Origin of the sequence: Rhodopseudomonas sp. P1, assembly GCF_039642825.1 — a bacterium.
Classification (GTDB): Bacteria; Pseudomonadota; Alphaproteobacteria; order Rhizobiales; family Xanthobacteraceae; genus Rhodopseudomonas; species Rhodopseudomonas palustris_H.
Window position 1 is genome coordinate 240,959 of sequence record NZ_CP088006.1, and the last position, 18,474, is coordinate 259,432.

Consider the following 18,474-nt stretch of genomic DNA (forward strand, 5'->3'; position numbering starts at 1 on the left):
CGCGAGCGAGGGCGCGGGCCGGGCAACCGGCTCGCGCTTTCGTGATCCTGCTCGCGCGCGAAGCCGTAATCATCGATAATCGGCAGTAACGAAATCGGCGCATTGCCCGTAATGTCCGGTGCAACCGCTGGCTTCCAGGAATAGGGCCGATGTCTACCACCATCCTGAACGAACCTGCCCCGACCACCACCGTGATCGCCGAGCCCCGCGCCATCCTGCAGCCGGTGTGGGTGCGGGTGATGCATTGGATCAACGCCGCCGCGATGCTGGCGATGATCCTGTCCGGCTGGCAGATCTACAACGCCGCGCCGCTGTTCGACTTTCAGTTCACGCGGGCGCTGACGCTCGGCGGCTGGCTCGGAGGCGGCCTGTTGTGGCACTTCGCGGCGATGTGGGTGCTGGTGATCAACGGCGTGCTGTACGTCATCCTCGGCTTCGCCACCGGCAGATTCCGGCGCAAGCTGTGGCCGATCACGTTGTCTGGCATCACCTCCGATTTGTCACAGGCGATCCGGCTGCGGCTCTCCCACGACGACCTCAGCCGCTACAACACAGTGCAGAAGCTGCTTTATGTCGGCGTCCTGATCGTCGGCGTGCTGTCGGTCGCATCGGGCCTCGCAATCTGGAAGCCGGTGCAATTCCATTCACTCACCGCGCTGCTCGGCGGCTACGACACCGCTCGCTACGTGCATTTCGGCGCGATGAGCGCCATCGTCGCGTTCTCGGCCATCCATATCCTGCTCGCCGCCCTGGTGCCGAAGGCGCTGCGGGCGATGATAATCGGGCGCTGACCACGAAGCCGTTTCTCCGTCATGGCCAGTGCGGCGAAGAACCCGAAACACGGTGCCCTTCGCTGCTCCCATTGACGCCAAGAGGACAAAGATATGTTGCGCATCAACAAACTGCTGATCCCGGGCGTCGACAAGAAGCTGCTGGTCCGCGATGCCGCCAAGCTGATGCCCGACGTGTCGCGGCGGCGCTTCCTCGCCGGCGGTGCCAGCCTCGGGGCGCTGACGCTGCTGACCGGCTGCGACGTGGTCGACGGCGCCTCGGCCGAAACGCTGCTGGCTAAGGTGTCGAAGTTCAACGACGCGGTGCAGGCGGCGATCTTCAACCCGAACACGCTGGCGCCGACCTTCAGCGAGAAGGACATCACCCGGCCGTTTCCATTCAACGCCTACTACTCGCTCGACGAGGCGCCGACGATCGACGGCGGCGACTGGAAACTGGAGGTGTCGGGCCTGGTCCAGAACAAGAAGAGCTGGACGCTGCAGGAACTGACGCAGCTGCCCGAGGTATCGCAGATCACCCGGCATGTCTGCGTCGAAGGCTGGAGCGCGATCGGCCATTGGAGCGGCGTGCGGCTGCGCGACTTCCTCGAACTGATCGGAGCCGACACCAAGGCGAACTACGTCTGGTTCCGCTGCGCCGACGACTACACCTCGCCGATCGACATGCCGACCGCGCTGCATCCGCAGACCCAGATGACCTTCAAATTCGGCGGCGAGGTGCTGCCTCGCGCCTACGGCTATCCGATGAAGATCCGGATCCCGACCAAGCTCGGCTTCAAGAATCCCAAATATGTCGTGTCGATGGAAGTGACCAACGACTACAAAGGCGGCTATTGGGAAGACCAGGGCTACAACTCGTTCAGCGGGTTGTAGTCGCCCCTCACCCGCCCGTCATTCCGGGGCACGCGCAACGCGCATGAACCCGGAAGATCGCGGCTGCTGTGGTCGGCGCGTGCCCTCGCACGTCGAGATTCCGGGCTCGCTCACTGCGTGAGCGCCCCGGAATGACTCGTGAAAGCACTGTCATGTCCCAACAATCACAAATGGTTCCCGGCCTGATCCGCGGCCAATCGCGTGTTGGCGTCGCGGCGGACGCGGTGTTAGCGTTGCGCATCACGTTTCAGAACACGTCACGGGAGGTCCTGATGATCCTGCGAGCTTTGTTGTGCACGGGCGCGCTGCTCGGCGTCACCACGACGGCGATGGCGGCGGACAGCGCCAAGGCGACGCTGAAGAACGCCGAAGGCGCCGAAGTCGGCACCGCACTGCTGACCGAGGGCAGCAAGGGCGTCACCATCAAGCTGGCGCTGAAGGGCCTGCCGCCGGGCGAACACGCTTTCCACATTCACGCCGTCGGCAAATGCGAGCCGCCGTTCACCTCGGCGGGCGGCCATTTCAATCCGGAGAACAAGAAGCACGGCAAGATGGCCGAGGGCGGCGCCCATGCGGGCGACATGCCCAACCTCGACGTCCCAGCCTCCGGCGCGCTCAGCATCGACGTGGTCAACGACGCGGTGACGCTCGCCAAGGGCAAGCCGAACTCGGTGTTCAAGGACGGCGGCACCGCACTGGTGATCCATGCCAAGGCCGACGACTACAAGACCGACCCCGCCGGCAACGCCGGCGACCGCATCGCCTGCGGCGTGATCGAACAGTAGCAACCCGCACCGTCATCCCGGGGCGCGCGTAGCGCGAACCCGGGATCTCGATGTTCAGGGCACGCACCCAAGAGACCACGTCGCAATAACATCCGGATTCCGGTTCGCTTGCTTCGCAAGCGCCCCGGAATGACGATGTTAGTTACTTCTCTGCAGCGGCCGCTGGAACGCCGACAGCAAGGCACCGATTGCCAGCGTTGCGGCGGAGACGGCGAGCGCGGACGACAGGCTGCCGATCGCGTCGGTGATGGCGCCGACCACCAGCGGGCCGAGCGTCTGGCCGATACCGAACGCGATGGTCATCGCGGCGATCGCGCCGGGCCAGGAGGACTGCGGATAGTTGAAGCGGACGAAGGCGGTCGTCGAGGCCACCACCGCGAAGAACGACACCCCGAATACCAGCGCCGAGGTCGCCAGCATCACGGGCGACAGGCTGAACAGCGGCAGCACGGCGCCGACCGCATTGACGGCCAGGATGATGGTGGTCGACAGCCCGCCGCGATGCAGCGCCATGACCCGGCGCCAGACCCAGGGCGTGACGAAGGCGCTGATCCCGATCAGGCACCAGAACGCGCTCTGCGCCGCGGCGCCGCCGCCGGCGTCGCGCACATAGGCGATCATGAAGGTCATGTAGGCGATGTAGCCGGCACCGAACATGAAATAGCCGGCCAGATAGATCAGCACCGGAGCGATCCGAAACGGCGCGGCGCGGCCGCCGCCGAACCCGGCATCGCACCCGATCGGCGCCAGCAGCACCGGCAGCGCCATCGCGGCCGATAGCGCCGCGAGCACCAGCCAGCCGAGCCACCACGAGCCGGGTCCGGCGGCCTGCAGCAGGAATGGCGCGATCAACCCCGACGACAGGATGCCGATGCCGGGGCCGGCATAGAACAGGCTGAGCAGAAACGCCGACCGCGCCGGCTGCGCCTGGGCGATCGTGGTGGCGAGCGCCCCGCCGGCCACGAAGGCCAGCGCCGCGCCGATCCCGGCGAGCAACCGGGCGCCGGACAGCAGCGCGAAATTGCCGGAGATCGCGCACAGCACCAGCGAGGCGACGCAGGCCAGCGTGCCGACCCGCACGATCGCCGCCATGCCGAACCGGGCGACCAGCCGGGAGGTGACCAGCGCGCCGGCCAGATAGCCGGCCGCATTGATGGTGTTCATGAATCCCGCCGCCGAATACGACCAGCCGAGGCTGTCGCGCATGTCCGGCAGCAGCAGCGAATAGGCGAAACGGCCGATGCCGAGCCCCACGGTCGGCGCAAGCGACAGGATCAGGATCAGGCGCGCGGGATGAGCGGGCGCCGCCTCGGTGCGGTCGAGCAGGGTCAAGGAAGGTCTCCGGCGCGGGCATTGTGACAGCGAATGCACCGCACCCGCAACACGCACCGGCGGCAACACTGTCTTGCCAAGCCCGCACCGGCGATCTAGCACTCGGCCCGCGAATTCATTTCTTCTTGTCATGCCCGGGCTTGACCCGGGCATCCATCCTTCTTGAAACGATGGATCGCCGGGTCGAGCCCGGCGATGACGCTTGCAAGGACCCGATCATGGCAACGCACAAACTGCTTCTTCTTCCCGGCGACGGCATCGGCACCGAAGTGATGGCCGAGGTCAGCCGGCTGATCGACTGGCTCAACAAGGCCGGCATTGCCAGCTTCGAGACCGAGCACGGCCTGGTCGGCGGCGCCGCCTATGACGCCGACAAGGTAGCGATCACCGACGCCACCATGGCGTTGGCGCAGGCCTCCGACGCGGTGATCTTCGGCGCGGTCGGCGGCCCGAAGTGGGACGGCGTGCCCTACGACGCCCGCCCCGAAGCCGGCCTGCTGCGGCTGCGCAAGGATCTCGGCCTGTTCGCCAATCTGCGGCCGGCGGTGTGCTACCCGGCGCTGGCGGATTCCTCGAGCCTGAAGCGCGACGTGGTCGAAGGCCTCGACATCATGATCGTCCGCGAACTCACCGGCGGCGTGTATTTCGGCGAACCGAAGACCATCACCGATCTCGGCAACGGCCAGAAGCGCGCGGTCGACACCCAGGTGTATGACACCTACGAGATCGAGCGGATCGGCCGGGTCGCGTTCGACCTCGCCCGCAAGCGCCGCAACAAGGTCACCTCGATGGAGAAGCGCAACGTCATGAAGACGGGCGTGCTCTGGAACGAAGTGATCACCGCGGTGCACGACCGCGAATACAAGGACGTCCAGCTCGACCACCAGCTCGCCGACTCGGGCGGCATGAACCTCGTCAAGTGGCCGAAGCAGTTCGACGTCATCGTCACCGACAACCTGTTCGGCGACATGCTGTCCGACATCGCCGCGATGCTGACCGGCTCGCTCGGGATGCTGCCGTCGGCCTCGCTCGGCGAAGTCGATGCCAAGACCGGCAAGCGCAAGTCGATGTACGAGCCGGTGCACGGCTCGGCGCCCGACATCGCCGGCAAGGGCATGGCCAATCCGGTGGCGATGATGGCCTCGTTCGGCATGGCGCTGCGCTACTCGCTCGACATGGGCGCGCTCGCCGACAAGCTCGACGAAGCGATCGCCGCGGTGCTGGCCAAGGGCCTGCGAACTGCCGACATCAAGAGCGAAGGCACCACGGTGATTTCGACTTCGCAGATGGGCGAAGCGATCGTCACCGAACTGCAGGCGCTGCAAGCCTGACGACTGGTTTCGCGGGCCTGCTCCGCGAAGCCGTCTTCACGAAATCCGATGGACCGCCGGGCCAGTCCCGGCGGGGGCGTCGAGCAAAAACAAAAAACGCCCGCCGAATTCGGCGGGCGTTTTCGTTTCTGGCGCTGTCGCGGGCGGCGGCGGGTGCCGCGGGCCGATCAGTACAGCGGGAAACCGGTCGGAGAGCCGCCGAGATCGGAGGCCGGATTGAGCGGCCAACGATCGAGCGGGCGCTGGCCGTTCTCGCGGGCGAACGAGTAGCCCGGCGGGAAAGCGTAATCGGAGAAGTGGCGTTCGCCCGGCTGCACTTCGGTGCCGGCGTCGAGCCAGGACCGCTTGGTGACGTACACACGGGTGCGGGGGCCGGCCTGATAGACCACGTTCGGGCCGCGGGAGCCGTAGCGGATCTGGTCGGAGGTGCCGTAAACCCGCTTCTTCTTCGGAGCGGCATCGGCATTGCTGACGCCGATCACGGCGACGGCGGCTGCCGCGAGCAGCACCGGCAACAGTCTGGCGGCAGTGGATTTCACGAACATCGGGGTCCCCATCGGCAGGCGCATTCCAGGTTCGTCCTTTGTAGCCGCCGCCGCACACCGGCCACAAGATCAATCCGGCAACACCGGCCGACAATCATTCAATCCGGCTGTCGCCAAAATGTTGCATCAACTCCAGGACGTTACGCCGCCCCGGCAGGTCTCCAGCTCATAGCCGTCCGCGCAGCGACGGGTCCTGAGGACCCGTCAGCCAGTCGCCGGACGCCGCCGAAGCCGCGGACTGATTCGGCCCGCAGCTGCCGCGCCGCAGGTTGGCCTGGGCAAACGCCGCGGCCGTCGCCGCATCGCCGCTCAGCAGCACCAGCCGGTCGAGCAGACAGGCCACCGCGGCTCGGCGCTGCGGCGCGGTGTCGCCGCGGCAGGAGAAACCGGAAATCCGCAAGCTTGCTGTGTCGATCGCTTTAACGAAGCCCAGACAAGAACCGGACGGACGGTCGCTGCCCGCAAGGCTGAACAGCGCCACCGGGCCGAACTTGGTGTCGATCACGCCGGCGGTCTCGATCGTCGCGGTCCCGCCCGGGTCCATCCGGGCCGCGAGGGCGGCTTCGGCCGTGGCGCGGGACGTCTCGCTGCCGACCCGGTAGATCTCGATCTCGGCCGCCGCCGGTTCGCCTGGCGTAGCGAGGCGCAGGATGTCTTTGCGGCCGCCATCCGGATGACGCAGGATTTCGGTGGTCTCGGTCTTGCCCGGCCAATCGAGCTGACTGAGCGTGTAGGCCGCCTGCGACCGCGTCGCCACGCTCCAGCCCGGTCCGGCCTCTGCGGTGGTCGCCGCGGTGATCGCGGCGTCGGTCAGCGGATTGGCGGTGTAGAATACAATCAGGCCGATCAGCGCCAGCGCGCCCACATAGGCCATCACCCGCAATACCGCGTCACGGCACTCGTCGGCGAAGCTGTCCAGCGCCGGATGAATCCGGTGCCGGGAGGCTGCGGCGCGGAGGGCTGGGCTGCTTCGCATTGCGTGGGCTCGAACGGGTATTACGTTGTGTCCGAGGCGTTTCTCGCATAGAAGCGCTGACTTCTCCTTGCTGCGGCATGCCGCAGCGGAGCAAATTCCTTCGGAGAGTGAACGATGGGTTACAAAGTCGCGGTAGTGGGTGCGACCGGCAATGTCGGGCGTGAGATGCTCGCCATTCTGGACGAACGCAAGTTCCCGGCCGACGAGGTGGTGGCGCTGGCATCGCGCCGCTCGGTCGGCGTCGAGGTGAGCTACGGCGACAAAACCCTGAAATGCAAGGCGCTCGAGCACTACGACTTCAGCGACGTCGACATCTGCCTGATGTCGGCGGGCGGCAGCGTGTCGACCGAATGGTCGCCGAAGATCGGTGCGCAGGGCGCGGTGGTGATCGATAATTCCAGCGCGTGGCGGATGGATCCGGATGTGCCGTTGATCGTTCCGGAAGTGAACGCTGCGGCCGCCGCCGGCTTCACCAAGAAGAACATCATCGCCAACCCGAACTGCTCGACCGCGCAGCTCGTCGTGGCGCTGAAGCCGCTCCATGACGCCGCCAAGATCAAGCGCGTCGTGGTGTCGACCTATCAGTCGGTGTCGGGCGCCGGCAAGGATGCGATGGACGAGCTGTTCTCGCAGACCAAGGCCGTCTACACGAACGACGAGCTGGTGAATAAGAAATTCCCGAAGCGGATCGCCTTCAACCTCATCCCGCAGATCGACGTCTTCATGGAAGACGGCTTTACCAAGGAAGAGTGGAAGATGGTGGTCGAGACCAAGAAGATCCTCGACCCCAAGATCAAACTCACCGCGACCTGCGTGCGCGTGCCGGTGTTCGTCAGCCATTCCGAAGCGGTCAACATCGAGTTCGAGAACCCGATCACCGCCGACGAGGCGCGCGAAATCCTGCGCAAGGCGCCGGGCTGCCTCGTGATCGACAAGCACGAGCCGGGCGGCTACGTCACGCCGTACGAAGCCGCCGGTGAGGACGCCACCTACATCAGCCGCATCCGCGAGGACGCGACGGTGGACAACGGCCTGGTGCTGTGGTGCGTCTCCGACAACCTGCGCAAGGGTGCGGCGCTGAACGCGATCCAGATCGCCGAGGTGCTGATCAACCGCAAGCTGATCACCGCCAAGAAGCAGGCGGCGTAATATCAGGCAGCCTGCACGAACCGCGCAGTTCGCGTTGCTCGAAATCAACAATGGCCGGGGCTCGCCCCGGCCATTCGCGTATCAGGGCCATGATCGGTACTGACGAAGTCACGGCGAGACGCTAGGCTGGTTTCCGCTTCACCAGCCTTGATGCGTGCCATGACCGATCAACCTCATCCTGCAAAATCCCGCGCGTCCGGCAGCCGGGTTGAGCGCGGCTTCGAGACCGTGCTGTTCAACAGCCGCTGGCTGATGGCGCCGTTCTATTTCGGCCTCGTCATCAGCCTCGCGGTGCTGCTCTACAAATTCGTGATGCTGCTGTACGAATTCATCGTACACGCCACGATCGCCAAGGAAGCCGATATCATCCTCGGCGTGCTCAGCCTGATCGACGTGTCGCTGACCGGCAATCTGGTGCTGATCGTGGTGTTCTCCGGCTACGAGAACTTCGTGTCGCGGATCGATCCCGGCAATCACCCGGACTGGCCGGAGTGGATGACCAAGGTCGACTTCTCTGGACTGAAGCAGAAGCTGCTGGCTTCGATCGTGGCGATCTCGGCGATCCAGGTGCTCAAAGCGTTCATGAACATCGACAGCTACGACCAGACCAAGCTCGCCTGGCTGGTCGGCATCCATCTGGTGTTCGTTGCCTCGACGCTGATCCTGGCACTGTCGGACCGGCTCGGTCATCACGGCGACGACAAAGGCGGCCATTAGCCGCCTTCCGCAAGGCCTCTTCTCTCTCCTTGCACAGCGTCATGCGCGGGCCTGACCCGCGCATCCATCCCGCGCGCAGCGCGGTGAAGAGAGCTGATGAGCTTTCGTGCTTGGACGCGGGGGTCCAGCCCCGCAATGACGTCGCGTGTGCCTCACACCACCTTCACGGCCGGCACGAACTGCTTGCTTTCCTGATCGAGCACGAACAGATCGCCATCGGCGACGCCGAAATAGGCGCCGTGGAGTTGCAGCTTGCCGCGCTCCACCAGGATCTTGACGCAGGGGAACGTCATCAGGTTCTCGATGCTGCGGAACACCGCGGCCTTTTCGATCCGGGTGCGGAAGTCCTGCACGGTTTCGTGGTCACGCTTTTCGACCACTTCGCCCGGCTTGGTGAACATCTGCATCCAACGGCCGATGAAGTCGCTTTCGGTCAGCGGCGGAGTCTTGTCAGTGAACGCCTTGATGCCGCCGCACAGCGCGTGCCCGAGCACCACGATGTGCTTCACCCTCAGCACCTGCACGGCGAACTCCAGCGCCGCCGAGACGCCGTGGGCGCCGCCATCCGGCTCATACACCGGCACCAGATTGGCGACATTGCGCACCACGAACATTTCGCCCGGTCCGGCGTCGAAGATCACCTCGGGCGAGACGCGGCTGTCGCAGCAGCCGATCAACATCACTTCCGGCGACTGACCGCGCTCGGAGAGTTCGCGGAAGCGGCTCTGCTCGGTCGGCAGCCGCTGCGTCCGGAACGCCTCGTAACCGTCGATCAGGGACTTCGGAAAGGATGTCATCGGTGCAGTTCCCTCCTTCGGGGTGCGGGGGTGAGGCGCGTCGGCGAACGATACCGCCGTCACAACGCGCGCGGCCAGATGCCGCTCGCATAATCACAGGACGGGGCCGCGAACAAGCCTTCCGACCGGATGATCCAGATGCTATCGGCTCGGACGTTTTCGTGACGCCAAAGGGGGAACCATGATTCGACCGCGCCGCAGCCTGTTGTTCATGCCGGGATCAAACGCGCGGGCGCTTGAAAAGGCCCGGCTGCTGCCCGCCGACGGCCTGATCCTGGACCTCGAAGACGCGGTGGCGCCGGACGCCAAGGATACGGCGCGCGATCAGATCGCCACGGCGGTGGCCGCCAAGGGCTACGGCAAGCGCGAGATCCTGGTGCGGATCAACGCACTCGACACCGCCTGGTGGCAGGACGACATCGCGATGGCGGCGAAGGCCGGGCCGGACGGCATTCTGGTGCCGAAAGTCTCGACCATCGAAGACATCGCCACCGTCGGCAACAAGCTCGCCGAGCTCGGCGCCGATCCGTCGATCCGGGTCTGGATCATGATCGAGACCGCGCGCGGCGTGCTGCACGCCGAAGAGCTGGCGGCTCAGAAGCAGGATCCGAAGTCGCGTCTGGAGGGCTTCGTGTTCGGCCCGAACGACATTTCGCGCGAGACCGGGATCCGGATGCTGCCCGGCCGCTCCACCATGCTGTCGATGATCACGCATTGCGTGCTCGCCGCCCGTGTCCACGGCCTGATCGCGCTCGACGGTCCCTATAGCGACATCGGCAATGTCGACGGCCTCGCCGAGGAATGTGCCCAGGCCCGCGATCTCGGCTTCGACGGCAAGACGCTGATCCACCCCGGCCAGATCGACGCCTGCAACGCGGCCTTCACGCCGCCGCCCGAAGACGTCGCTCAGGCCCGCAAGATCCTGGCGGCGTTCGAGCGGCCGGAGAACCAGGGCCGCGGCGCGATCCAGCTCGATGGCCGCATGGTCGAACGGCTGCACGCAGAAATCGCCAAAAAGACGATCGCGATCGCGGATGCGATCGAAACGGCTGGCCACTAAGCGCCACGGACATCACTCAGTCGGGAGTCATTCCGGTGTGCGAGCGATAGCTCGCGAACCCGGAATCCCGAGATGGTTGTGCGACCGGCGGTGCTTTGAACGTCGAGATTCCGGGTCCGCCGCTGCGCGGCGTCCCGGAATGACGGTTGGTTCTGGCTGCTAAAGCAGCGCCCTATCAAGCCGCCCGCACTGACGCCAGGAAGTTGCCGACCTCGGCGCGGAGGCGGCTGCTCTCGCTCGACAGCGATTTGGCGGCCGACAACACCTGCACCGAGGCAGCGCCGGTCTCGCGCGCACCGGCCTGGACGCGGGCGATGTCCTCGTCGACCTGCGAGGTGCCGTGGGCCGCGTGCTGGATGTTGACCGCAATGTCCTTGGTGGCCATGCCCTGCTCTTCGACCGCGGAGGCGATTGAGGAGGAGATCTCCGACATCTGGCCGATGATCGAGCAGATCTCCTTGATGGCCGCCACCGACTCGCCGGTCGCCGCCTGGATGCCGGTGATCTGCTGGCCGATCTCGCCGGTGGCCTTGCCGGTCTGCTCGGCCAGCGCCTTGACCTCCGACGCCACCACGGCGAAGCCGCGGCCTGCTTCGCCGGCGCGGGCGGCTTCGATCGTCGCGTTCAGCGCCAGCAGATTGGTTTGGCCTGCGATATTGCTGATCAGCTCGACGACGTCCCCGATCCGGGCCGCAGCGGCCGACAATTCGCTGACGCGTTCATTGGTCCGGCGCGCCTGATCGGCCGCCTCGCTCGCCACGTTGGCGGAGGTCTGCACCTGCCGGCCGATCTCGTGCACCGATGCGGTCAGCTCCTCGCTGGCCGACGCCACCGACTGCACGCCGGCAGACGCCTCCTGCGACGACGAGGCGACGCCCACCGCCAGTTCGAGCGAGCGTGCCGCGGTCGAGGACAGCGAGTGCGCGGCGGCTTCCAATTCGTTGGCGGCCGACGACACGGTCTTGATGATCTCACCGACCGCGTCTTCGAAGCCGTCGGCGAGCCGCGCCATATCGGCCTTGCGCTGCTCGGCGGCGAGGTGCTCCTGCCGGCTCTTCTCGGCGGCCTCCTGGTTCGCCTTCTCCTCGGCGTTGGTCTTGATCGCGGTGATCGCCTTGGCCATGCCGCCGATCTCATCGCTGCGGCCGGCGCCAGGGATCACCACGTCGAGCATGCCGGCGGCCATCGCCTGCATGGCGGCGGTGAGACGCACCAGCGGACGCACCATTCCGACTGCGAGACCGGCGACGCCGAGCGCGATCAGCAGCGCCGCAAAGCCCGACAGAATCCACACGATGGTCGAGTAGCTGCCGACCTGCCGTGCGGCTTCGGTTTCGAGTTCGGCGTTCTCGGCATTGGCGCGTTTGACGATGTCGTCGATGACGGCGCGATGCGCCGCATAGTTTGAATCGAGCTTGGTGTAGGCGGCTTCGGCCGCCGCCTCGTCACCTGCGCTCAAGGCCGGGATCAGCTCCTGCTCGGCCGCTCTCCAAAACTTCTGCACCGCCGCGTCGGAGTCGACGGTCAGACGCGTCTTCAGGGCCGGATCGAGTTCGGAGCCCAACCAGTATTTCTGCCGATCGAGATAGTCGCGGTGCAGCTGCTCGAGCTTTGCCGCATGGGCGCGCCATTCGGACGGCCGGCGCAGCGCCAGCGTCGCTTCCAGATAGGCTTCGATCACATAGGCCGGTGGCGGCAGGATGTCGGCGACCAGATCGTTGCCAAGCTTGATCTGCGAATACAACGGCCCGCCGACCCGCAATTGATTGAGCGCCATGAAGTTGGTGGTCAGCATCGCCGTGAGGCTCACCAAAACAACCACGGCGAAAGCGACGATCATCGATGTGATCGAAAGACGAATTTTCATGACGTTAGTCTCGGATGGATCAGTTTCGATCTGATTAGTTCCACCGGCTTAAGACGACGTTACGCCACGGGAGAATTCGCTTCTAAAGATCGTAATTACACGAGGTGAGAATGACATACTCCCGTCATTCAACGAACACGCGAACGCACGATTCTACGCAACGCAGAACCGTTTTCAGATCAATTCCGATCGGGTGAATCGAGCCGCGTCTGCGTAGTTAGTTCGCGATGGGGGCAGGCCGCAGGCCTCCGTCATCCCCAGACGCAAACTTCGAACCGCGTAGCACAGCATGCATTGCGACGATGCGGCGCGCGAGTCCATACGACGATCGTGGCAGGGTCACGGATCGTGCCACCGCCACACTTGGCATCGTCGTTGCCCTCGATGAGAATCGAGGCAGCGCCTCGATTCGATGCACGCGGCGGCGTTACGGGTTGAGAAGCATGAAGTAAGCGGAGACGCAATTGCGTGGTCGCATAGCGCGCTTCATCGATGGATTGAAGCCACCGCTCCGCGGAGCCCGCGATGTCGAACGCCTGCTCTCTCCCCGCGTCATGCTCGGACAACCCGAGAATCCACGCTTTGAGCCGACGTGACGACAAAGACGAAAATGGCCGGGGTGAGCCCGGCCATCACGAAGCTTGATCGGCGAACTGTCCGACTGAGCAAAAGCAGCGATATTGGTTCGCCGCTCGTCTCCCCGCGCCGGGCCAGGAGGCCGGGGCGTTACGCCCAGGCGCGCTGGGTCTTCAGCTTGGTCTCGTAGGCGTCGATCGACGGCTTCTTTTCCAGCGTCAGGCCGATGTCGTCGAGGCCGTTGATCAGGCAGTGCTTACGGAACGGGTCGATCTCGAACTTGATCACGCCGCCGTCCGGACCGCGGATTTCCTGCGCCGGCAGGTCGATCGTCAACGTGGCGTTGGAGCCGCGCTCGGCGTCGTCGAACAGCTTGTCGAGCTCGGCCTGCGACACGCGGATCGGCAGCACGCCGTTCTTGAAACAGTTATTGTAGAAAATGTCGCCGAACGAGGTCGAGATCACGCAGCGGATGCCGAAATCGAGCAGCGCCCAGGGGGCGTGCTCACGGCTCGAACCGCAGCCGAAATTATCGCCGGCAACCAGGATCTTGGCGCCGCGATAGGCCGGCTTGTTGAGGATGAAATCCGGGTTCTCGCTGCCGTCGTCCTTGTAGCGCTGCTCCGAGAACAGGCCCTTGCCGAGACCGGTGCGTTTGATGGTCTTCAGATACTGCTTCGGAATGATCATGTCGGTGTCGACATTGATGATCTTCAGCGGCGCCGCGACGCCTTCCAGCGTGGTGAACTTGTCCATCGTCAGGTCTCCGGGGTTTGGAATGGTCTTAGCGCCCCCAGGCCGTCGGTCAAGCCGGCAAACCGCAGAGCCCCGCGCGGCGGGTTCAATCCTCGGCCGTCTCGTCCGCCTTGGCCTCGATCGCCTCCATGTCGTCGTCCGACAGGCCGAAATGATGGCCGATCTCGTGCACCAGGACATGGCGGACGATCTCGCCCAGACTGTCGTCGTGCTCGGCCCAATAGTCCAGGATCGGCCGGCGATACAGCCAGATCATATTGGGCATCGGGGCGACGTCCTGGCTGGAGCGCTGCGGCAGGCCGATGCCCTGAAACAGCCCGAGCACGTCGAATTCGGTCTCGGCCCCGAGCTCGTCGAGCACCTCCTCGGTGGCGAAATCGTCGACCCGGATGATGACGTCCTCACACAGCGACCGGAACTCGCCGGGCAGGCGGGCGAACATCTCGTGCGCCATCTGTTCGAGCTCGGCGAGGGAGGGGGCTTTGGCATTGATCCACATACCGGCCGTTGTACGCGATCGGGTGGGGGCGGCAAGCGGCTTGCGGTTGACGACGGCGCCGTGATCGGGGACGTTGCCGCGGGGCTTTGAGGGGGCGGATGGCATGGACCAGCGCAGCATGGGGCGGATTATGATCGCAGCGGCAACGCTGGGACTGGGGCTGGCTGTCAGCCTGCCGGCGACCGTGCCGGCTGGGGCCCAGCAGGCGGTAGCGACCACCTCGCGCTCAGCGGCCGATCGTCTCACCGACTTCTCGTCGCAGGAACGGGTTCGCCGGGCGCCGCGGCGAGTGCCGGTCTATCCGCGCGACGAGGGCGACGACGTCATTCCGCGATACAACCCGGGCCCGAACGCGGTGCGCGACTGCACTGCCAGCTACGTCCAGGAATATCGCCCGAGCGGCACCGTGATCGTGCCGCGGATGAACTGCTTCTGGCGCCGCGGGTGAGCCTCGCCTTCGCCTGAAGGCTTCGCAGCGGCCCCTCGTTGGTACGCCAAGTACCAAGCAATAAGCACCCTTTCCGGAACTTCGTACGCTGATCGCGCATTGCTGTGCGGCGAGTGGCGCATTCACTCCGCATTCACGTCGTGCGCGTCAGCCTGATTGTCAGGGGGTCATGCCGAGCGGCCCGCCGACCGCCAGCAAGCGGCCGGACGCGCGTCGCCAACCAAGGAGTTGTTGGATGAAGATTCTGAAATGGTCGGGCCTGGCTGCGATCGCCGGTCTGTTGCTGATCGCTGCCCCCGGCGAACGCGCCGAGGCGGCGCCGCTGTCGACCCCGGGCATCGCCGCCGCGGTCCAGCGGGACGCCATCCCGCAGGCGACCGAAGTGCAGTACCGGCATCACCGGCACATGCACCGCCATCACTACCGTGGGCACCGTCACCACCACATTCGTCGGCACTACGGCCACCGGCACCACCATCATCATTACCGGCATCATCATCACCGCCATTGGCGCTGATACGGATCGGTTACCAACGGGCCCGCAAACGCGGGCCCGTTTTCATTGCGGCGGTTGCATTTCGGCAGGTTACGCCGACATGATGGCCAGTAACAGCCGATGGAGGTGACGATGCGGACATGGATCGGAGCGGCCATTGTGGCGACGGCGCTCGGCGCCGCCGGTCTCGCGGGCGCAACTCCTGTGAGCGCCGCCCAGACACTCAGCGTGACGGCACCCGGCGTGACAACACTGCAGGCGACAGATATCAGCGCCCGGCAGCGCAAGCCGCAGGCCAAGCATCGCCACGTCCGGCGGCATGCGGCGCCGCACCGCACCTATGTGTATGGGCCGCGCGGCAGCTACGACTACAACGCCCGCCCGCATTGGTACCGGCCAGACCCGGTGTCGCCGTTCTTCCCGTTCAGCTACGGCTGGGGCCTCGGGCCGTCGTGGTAAGCACCGCGGCGCTGCCGCTGTAGGCGGCCTTCGGCCATTCATCACGCGTTCAGTCAGCCAGCCCTAGCGTCGCGCTCCTGGTGCAACGACAATGCGCCGCCTGCGGCGCAGGGAGAGGCGAGATGGCGGATCTGCGCGTGATCCATTTGCCCGCAACTCAATCCTTGCGACCTGCGCCCGGTCCTCTGCGGCTGGTTCGCCGGATCGGTGCGGCGGCGCTGATGGCAGCCGCGGCGCTTTCGATTTCAGCGATCACACCGCGTCCAGCACTGGCGTTGTCCCCGGCTACTCCCGCGACCAAATCTATCAGCTCTGCCGCAGCGACGCAGCCGATCCAGGTGCAGCATCATTTCGCCCATGGCGGCGGTGGGCCCCGCGTCGGCGGATTCCATGGCGGCGGATTCCGCGGCGGTCATTTCCGGGGAGGACCTGCATTCCATGGCGGCTTCCGCGGCGGACCGGCGGTTGGACCACGGTTCTACGGCGGCGGACGGCATTTCTACGGCGGCCCGCGGATCTATGGCGCACCGCACTTCTACGGACGGCCGCGCTATTTCGGCGCTCGTCACTACGGCTTCCACCGCCGTTACTACCGGCCGCGCGTTTACGGCTATTACGGGCCGGCCTATTACGGCTCCGCCTACTACTACCCAGCCTATTACGGCTACTACCGGCCGCGGGTCTGCCGCGTGGTGTGGACCTACTATGGCCCGCGTCGGGTCTGCCATGTCCGACACTGGCGGCACCACTGGCACCGGCACTGGCGGCATCATCACCGCCACCATCATCACCATCGCCACTGGCGCGTTTACTGACCGATCTCAAAAGCAAACCAGGCGCCCCGAGGGGCGCCTGGTTGGTTGTTAGTTCGGTGCTTAGTGCCAGTCGCGGATGTCGACGAAGTGGCCGGCGATCGCGGCGGCGGCGGCCATCGCGGGCGACACCAAATGGGTGCGGCCCTTGAAGCCCTGACGACCCTCGAAGTTGCGGTTCGAGGTCGAGGCGCAGCGCTCTTCCGGCGCCAGCTTGTCGGGATTCATCGCGAGGCACATCGAGCAGCCCGGCTCGCGCCATTCGAAGCCGGCCTTGATGAAGATCTTGTCCAGCCCCTCGGCCTCGGCCTGTTCCTTCACCAGTCCGGAGCCCGGCACGATGATGGCGTTGACGTTGGCGTTGACGGTCTTGCCCTCGGCGACCTTGGCGGCGGCGCGCAGGTCTTCGATGCGGCCGTTGGTGCAGGAGCCGATGAACATCCGATCGATCTTGATGTCGGTGATCTTGGTGCCGGGCGTCAGGCCCATATAGGCCAGCGCGCGCTCCTTGGAGAGCCGCTTGGCTTCATCGGCGATATCGGCCGGGTTCGGCACGCGGCCGGTGACCGAAATCACGTCCTCTGGCGACGTGCCCCAGGTGACGATCGGCGGCAATGCGGCGGCGTCGAGCTTCAGCTCGTGATCGAAATGCGCGCCGTCGTCGGAGCGCAGCGTCTCCCAATAGCGCAGCGCGGCGTCCCAGGCGGCGCCCTTGGGCGCCAGCGGACGGCCCTTCAGGAATTCGTAGGCGCGCTCGTCCGGCGCGATCAGGCCGGCGCGGGCGCCGCCTTCGATCGACATGTTGCAGACCGTCATGCGGCCTTCCATCGACAGCGACCGGATCGCGTCGCCGGCGTATTCCAACACGTAGCCGGTGCCGCCCGCGGTGCCGATCTCACCGATGATCGCCAGGATCACGTCCTTGGCGGTGACGCCGTCCGGCAACTTGCCGTCGACGGTCACGCGCATGTTCTTGGCCTTCTTCTGGATCAGCGTCTGGGTCGCCAGCACGTGCTCGACCTCGGAGGTGCCGATGCCGTGCGCCAGCGCGCCGAACGCGCCGTGGGTCGAGGTGTGGCTGTCACCGCAGACGATAGTGGTGCCGGGCAGCGTGAAGCCCTGCTCCGGGCCGATGACGTGGACGACGCCCTGACGCTTGTCGAACTCGTTGTAGTAGGTGATGCCGAAGTCGCGGGCGTTCTCGGCCAGCGCGGCGATCTGCTCGGCGCTTTCCGGATCCGGATTGGGCTTGGAGCGATCCGTGGTCGGCACGTTGTGATCGACCACCGCCAGCGTTTTCTCCGGCGCATGCACCTTGCGGCCGGCGGTGCGCAGACCTTCGAACGCCTGCGGCGAAGTCACTTCGTGCACCAGATGCCGGTCGATATACAGCAGGCAAGTGCCGTCTTCGGCCTCGTGGACCAGATGGTCGTTCCAGATCTTGTCGTACAGCGTAGTGGGCTTAGCGGACATGGTGTCGGTCCTTCGGAAGGATCTTTGATTTGTCGAAGTGAGGTGGATCGCGCGGCGCCAATGCGCCGTCGGCTGATCAACTAATCAGCGCGGCCGTGGTCAGCCGGCCGAAGAACCGCCACGGCAGGCGGCTGCGGTCGTCGAGCACAATCTTCGAGGCGCGGCGGCGGTTTGGAAACATTCCATCCATATAGCACGTCGCGGCAGGGCCACAACGCTTCGCCGAGCAGACAGGCGCACAGCGCAGGCGCAACAAAAAAGCGCGACCCGAAGGCCGCGCTTTCGAAAAACCAAAATGTCGAAGCGCCGATTACTCGGCGGCAGCGACTGCAGCGGTGCGGTCCTGCTTCTTCTCGACGATGCGGGCCGACTTGCCGCGCAGGTTGCGCAGGTAATACAGTTTGGCGCGACGCACCTTGCCGCGGCGCACAACCTTGATCGAGTCGATCATCGGCGACAGCAGCGGGAACACGCGCTCCACGCCCTCGCCGTACGAGATCTTGCGCACCGTGAAGCTCTCGTTGATGCCGCCGCCCGAGCGGCCGATGCAGACGCCTTCGTAGGCCTGCACGCGCGAACGCTCGCCTTCGACGACCTTCACGTTGACGATCACGGTATCACCGGGACCGAACTCCGGAATCGTCTTGCCGGCCGACAGCTTGTCGAACTGCTCTTTTTCGAGCGTCTGAATCAGGTTCATCGATAATTCTCCATCGGCGGCGCGCCCGACCA

20 protein-coding genes are annotated in these 18,474 nt (G+C 65.5%); 11 read left to right on the forward strand and 9 right to left on the reverse strand.

The features are described from left to right. Nucleotides 1-149: 149 nt before the first annotated feature. The 3 genes from LRC39_RS01130 to LRC39_RS01140 all read left to right on the forward strand — a co-directional run bounded on the left by LRC39_RS01130 (nucleotide 150) and on the right by LRC39_RS01140 (nucleotide 2,449). Nucleotides 150-791, forward strand: coding sequence for a cytochrome b/b6 domain-containing protein (locus LRC39_RS01130; protein ID WP_107353828.1), 642 nt, complete (start codon nucleotides 150-152; stop codon nucleotides 789-791). A gap of 93 nt (nucleotides 792-884) precedes the next feature. Beyond that, nucleotides 885-1,664, forward strand: a complete 780-nt coding sequence (locus LRC39_RS01135) for a molybdopterin-dependent oxidoreductase (RefSeq protein WP_264075099.1) — start codon at nucleotides 885-887, stop codon at nucleotides 1,662-1,664. 272 nt (nucleotides 1,665-1,936) lie between these two features. Next, nucleotides 1,937-2,449 carry a superoxide dismutase family protein gene (locus LRC39_RS01140; RefSeq protein ID WP_346296067.1) on the forward strand — a complete coding sequence of 171 codons (513 nt, stop codon included), beginning with the start codon at nucleotides 1,937-1,939 and terminating at the stop codon, nucleotides 2,447-2,449. Nucleotides 2,450-2,587: 138 nt separating this feature from the next. Here LRC39_RS01140 and LRC39_RS01145 read toward each other — a convergent pair whose 3' ends face one another. After that, nucleotides 2,588-3,781: a YbfB/YjiJ family MFS transporter gene (locus LRC39_RS01145; protein WP_346296068.1), complete on the reverse strand. Its 1,194-nt coding sequence runs from the start codon at nucleotides 3,779-3,781 to the stop codon at nucleotides 2,588-2,590. A gap of 218 nt (nucleotides 3,782-3,999) precedes the next feature. Between LRC39_RS01145 and leuB the strand changes: the two genes are divergently transcribed. Next, nucleotides 4,000-5,112, forward strand: coding sequence for a 3-isopropylmalate dehydrogenase (gene leuB, locus LRC39_RS01150; RefSeq protein ID WP_346296069.1), 1,113 nt, complete (start codon nucleotides 4,000-4,002; stop codon nucleotides 5,110-5,112). 167 nt (nucleotides 5,113-5,279) lie between these two features. On the opposite strand, the gene LRC39_RS01155 is transcribed toward leuB, so the two are convergent. After that, nucleotides 5,280-5,681, reverse strand: coding sequence for a hypothetical protein (locus LRC39_RS01155; protein WP_012493995.1), 402 nt, complete (start codon nucleotides 5,679-5,681; stop codon nucleotides 5,280-5,282). A gap of 142 nt (nucleotides 5,682-5,823) precedes the next feature. Beyond that, the gene (locus LRC39_RS01160; RefSeq protein WP_346296070.1) at nucleotides 5,824-6,633 is read right to left on the reverse strand and encodes a hypothetical protein; all 810 of its coding nucleotides are present in this window, start codon (nucleotides 6,631-6,633) and stop codon (nucleotides 5,824-5,826) included. A gap of 114 nt (nucleotides 6,634-6,747) precedes the next feature. Here LRC39_RS01160 and LRC39_RS01165 point away from each other — a divergent pair, with 114 nt between their 5' ends. Continuing rightward, a complete protein-coding gene (locus LRC39_RS01165; RefSeq protein WP_107342476.1) occupies nucleotides 6,748-7,782 on the forward strand; it encodes an aspartate-semialdehyde dehydrogenase in 1,035 nt (344 codons plus the stop codon). Nucleotides 7,783-7,941: 159 nt separating this feature from the next. Next, the gene (locus LRC39_RS01170) at nucleotides 7,942-8,499 is read left to right on the forward strand and encodes a TIGR00645 family protein (protein WP_346296071.1); all 558 of its coding nucleotides are present in this window, start codon (nucleotides 7,942-7,944) and stop codon (nucleotides 8,497-8,499) included. 152 nt (nucleotides 8,500-8,651) lie between these two features. Here the strand turns inward: LRC39_RS01170 and LRC39_RS01175 are convergent, their stop codons facing one another. Further along, nucleotides 8,652-9,296, reverse strand: a complete 645-nt coding sequence (locus tag LRC39_RS01175; RefSeq protein WP_107342478.1) for a carbonic anhydrase — start codon at nucleotides 9,294-9,296, stop codon at nucleotides 8,652-8,654. 181 nt (nucleotides 9,297-9,477) lie between these two features. Between LRC39_RS01175 and LRC39_RS01180 the strand changes: the two genes are divergently transcribed. Then, nucleotides 9,478-10,356, forward strand: a complete 879-nt coding sequence (locus LRC39_RS01180) for an HpcH/HpaI aldolase/citrate lyase family protein (protein ID WP_346296072.1) — start codon at nucleotides 9,478-9,480, stop codon at nucleotides 10,354-10,356. A gap of 175 nt (nucleotides 10,357-10,531) precedes the next feature. Here the strand turns inward: LRC39_RS01180 and LRC39_RS01185 are convergent, their stop codons facing one another. From LRC39_RS01185 to LRC39_RS01195, 3 genes are all read right to left on the reverse strand, one after another. Next, nucleotides 10,532-12,223, reverse strand: coding sequence for a methyl-accepting chemotaxis protein (locus LRC39_RS01185; RefSeq protein WP_346296073.1), 1,692 nt, complete (start codon nucleotides 12,221-12,223; stop codon nucleotides 10,532-10,534). A gap of 726 nt (nucleotides 12,224-12,949) precedes the next feature. Next, a complete protein-coding gene (gene leuD, locus LRC39_RS01190) occupies nucleotides 12,950-13,555 on the reverse strand; it encodes a 3-isopropylmalate dehydratase small subunit (protein ID WP_346296074.1) in 606 nt (201 codons plus the stop codon). Between the two features lie 85 nt (nucleotides 13,556-13,640). Continuing rightward, entirely contained in the window at nucleotides 13,641-14,054 is a 414-nt protein-coding gene (locus LRC39_RS01195) for a metallopeptidase family protein (protein ID WP_164607216.1), read from the reverse strand. A gap of 103 nt (nucleotides 14,055-14,157) precedes the next feature. Here LRC39_RS01195 and LRC39_RS01200 point away from each other — a divergent pair, with 103 nt between their 5' ends. The 4 genes from LRC39_RS01200 (at nucleotide 14,158) to LRC39_RS01215 (ending at nucleotide 16,272) form a co-directional block, all read left to right on the forward strand. Then, nucleotides 14,158-14,502: a hypothetical protein gene (locus LRC39_RS01200; protein ID WP_346296075.1), complete on the forward strand. Its 345-nt coding sequence runs from the start codon at nucleotides 14,158-14,160 to the stop codon at nucleotides 14,500-14,502. Nucleotides 14,503-14,737: 235 nt separating this feature from the next. Next, nucleotides 14,738-15,019, forward strand: coding sequence for a hypothetical protein (locus LRC39_RS01205; RefSeq protein ID WP_107342484.1), 282 nt, complete (start codon nucleotides 14,738-14,740; stop codon nucleotides 15,017-15,019). Nucleotides 15,020-15,130: 111 nt separating this feature from the next. Beyond that, complete coding sequence (locus LRC39_RS01210; RefSeq protein ID WP_346296076.1) at nucleotides 15,131-15,457, forward strand: hypothetical protein; 327 nt, start codon at nucleotides 15,131-15,133, stop codon at nucleotides 15,455-15,457. Nucleotides 15,458-15,579: 122 nt separating this feature from the next. Next, the gene (locus LRC39_RS01215; protein ID WP_346296077.1) at nucleotides 15,580-16,272 is read left to right on the forward strand and encodes a hypothetical protein; all 693 of its coding nucleotides are present in this window, start codon (nucleotides 15,580-15,582) and stop codon (nucleotides 16,270-16,272) included. Between the two features lie 60 nt (nucleotides 16,273-16,332). On the opposite strand, the gene leuC is transcribed toward LRC39_RS01215, so the two are convergent. Further along, nucleotides 16,333-17,742, reverse strand: a complete 1,410-nt coding sequence (gene leuC, locus LRC39_RS01220) for a 3-isopropylmalate dehydratase large subunit (protein WP_164573476.1) — start codon at nucleotides 17,740-17,742, stop codon at nucleotides 16,333-16,335. A gap of 310 nt (nucleotides 17,743-18,052) precedes the next feature. Further along, the gene (rplS, locus tag LRC39_RS01225) at nucleotides 18,053-18,442 is read right to left on the reverse strand and encodes a 50S ribosomal protein L19 (protein ID WP_011155809.1); all 390 of its coding nucleotides are present in this window, start codon (nucleotides 18,440-18,442) and stop codon (nucleotides 18,053-18,055) included. Nucleotides 18,443-18,474 lie beyond the last annotated feature (32 nt).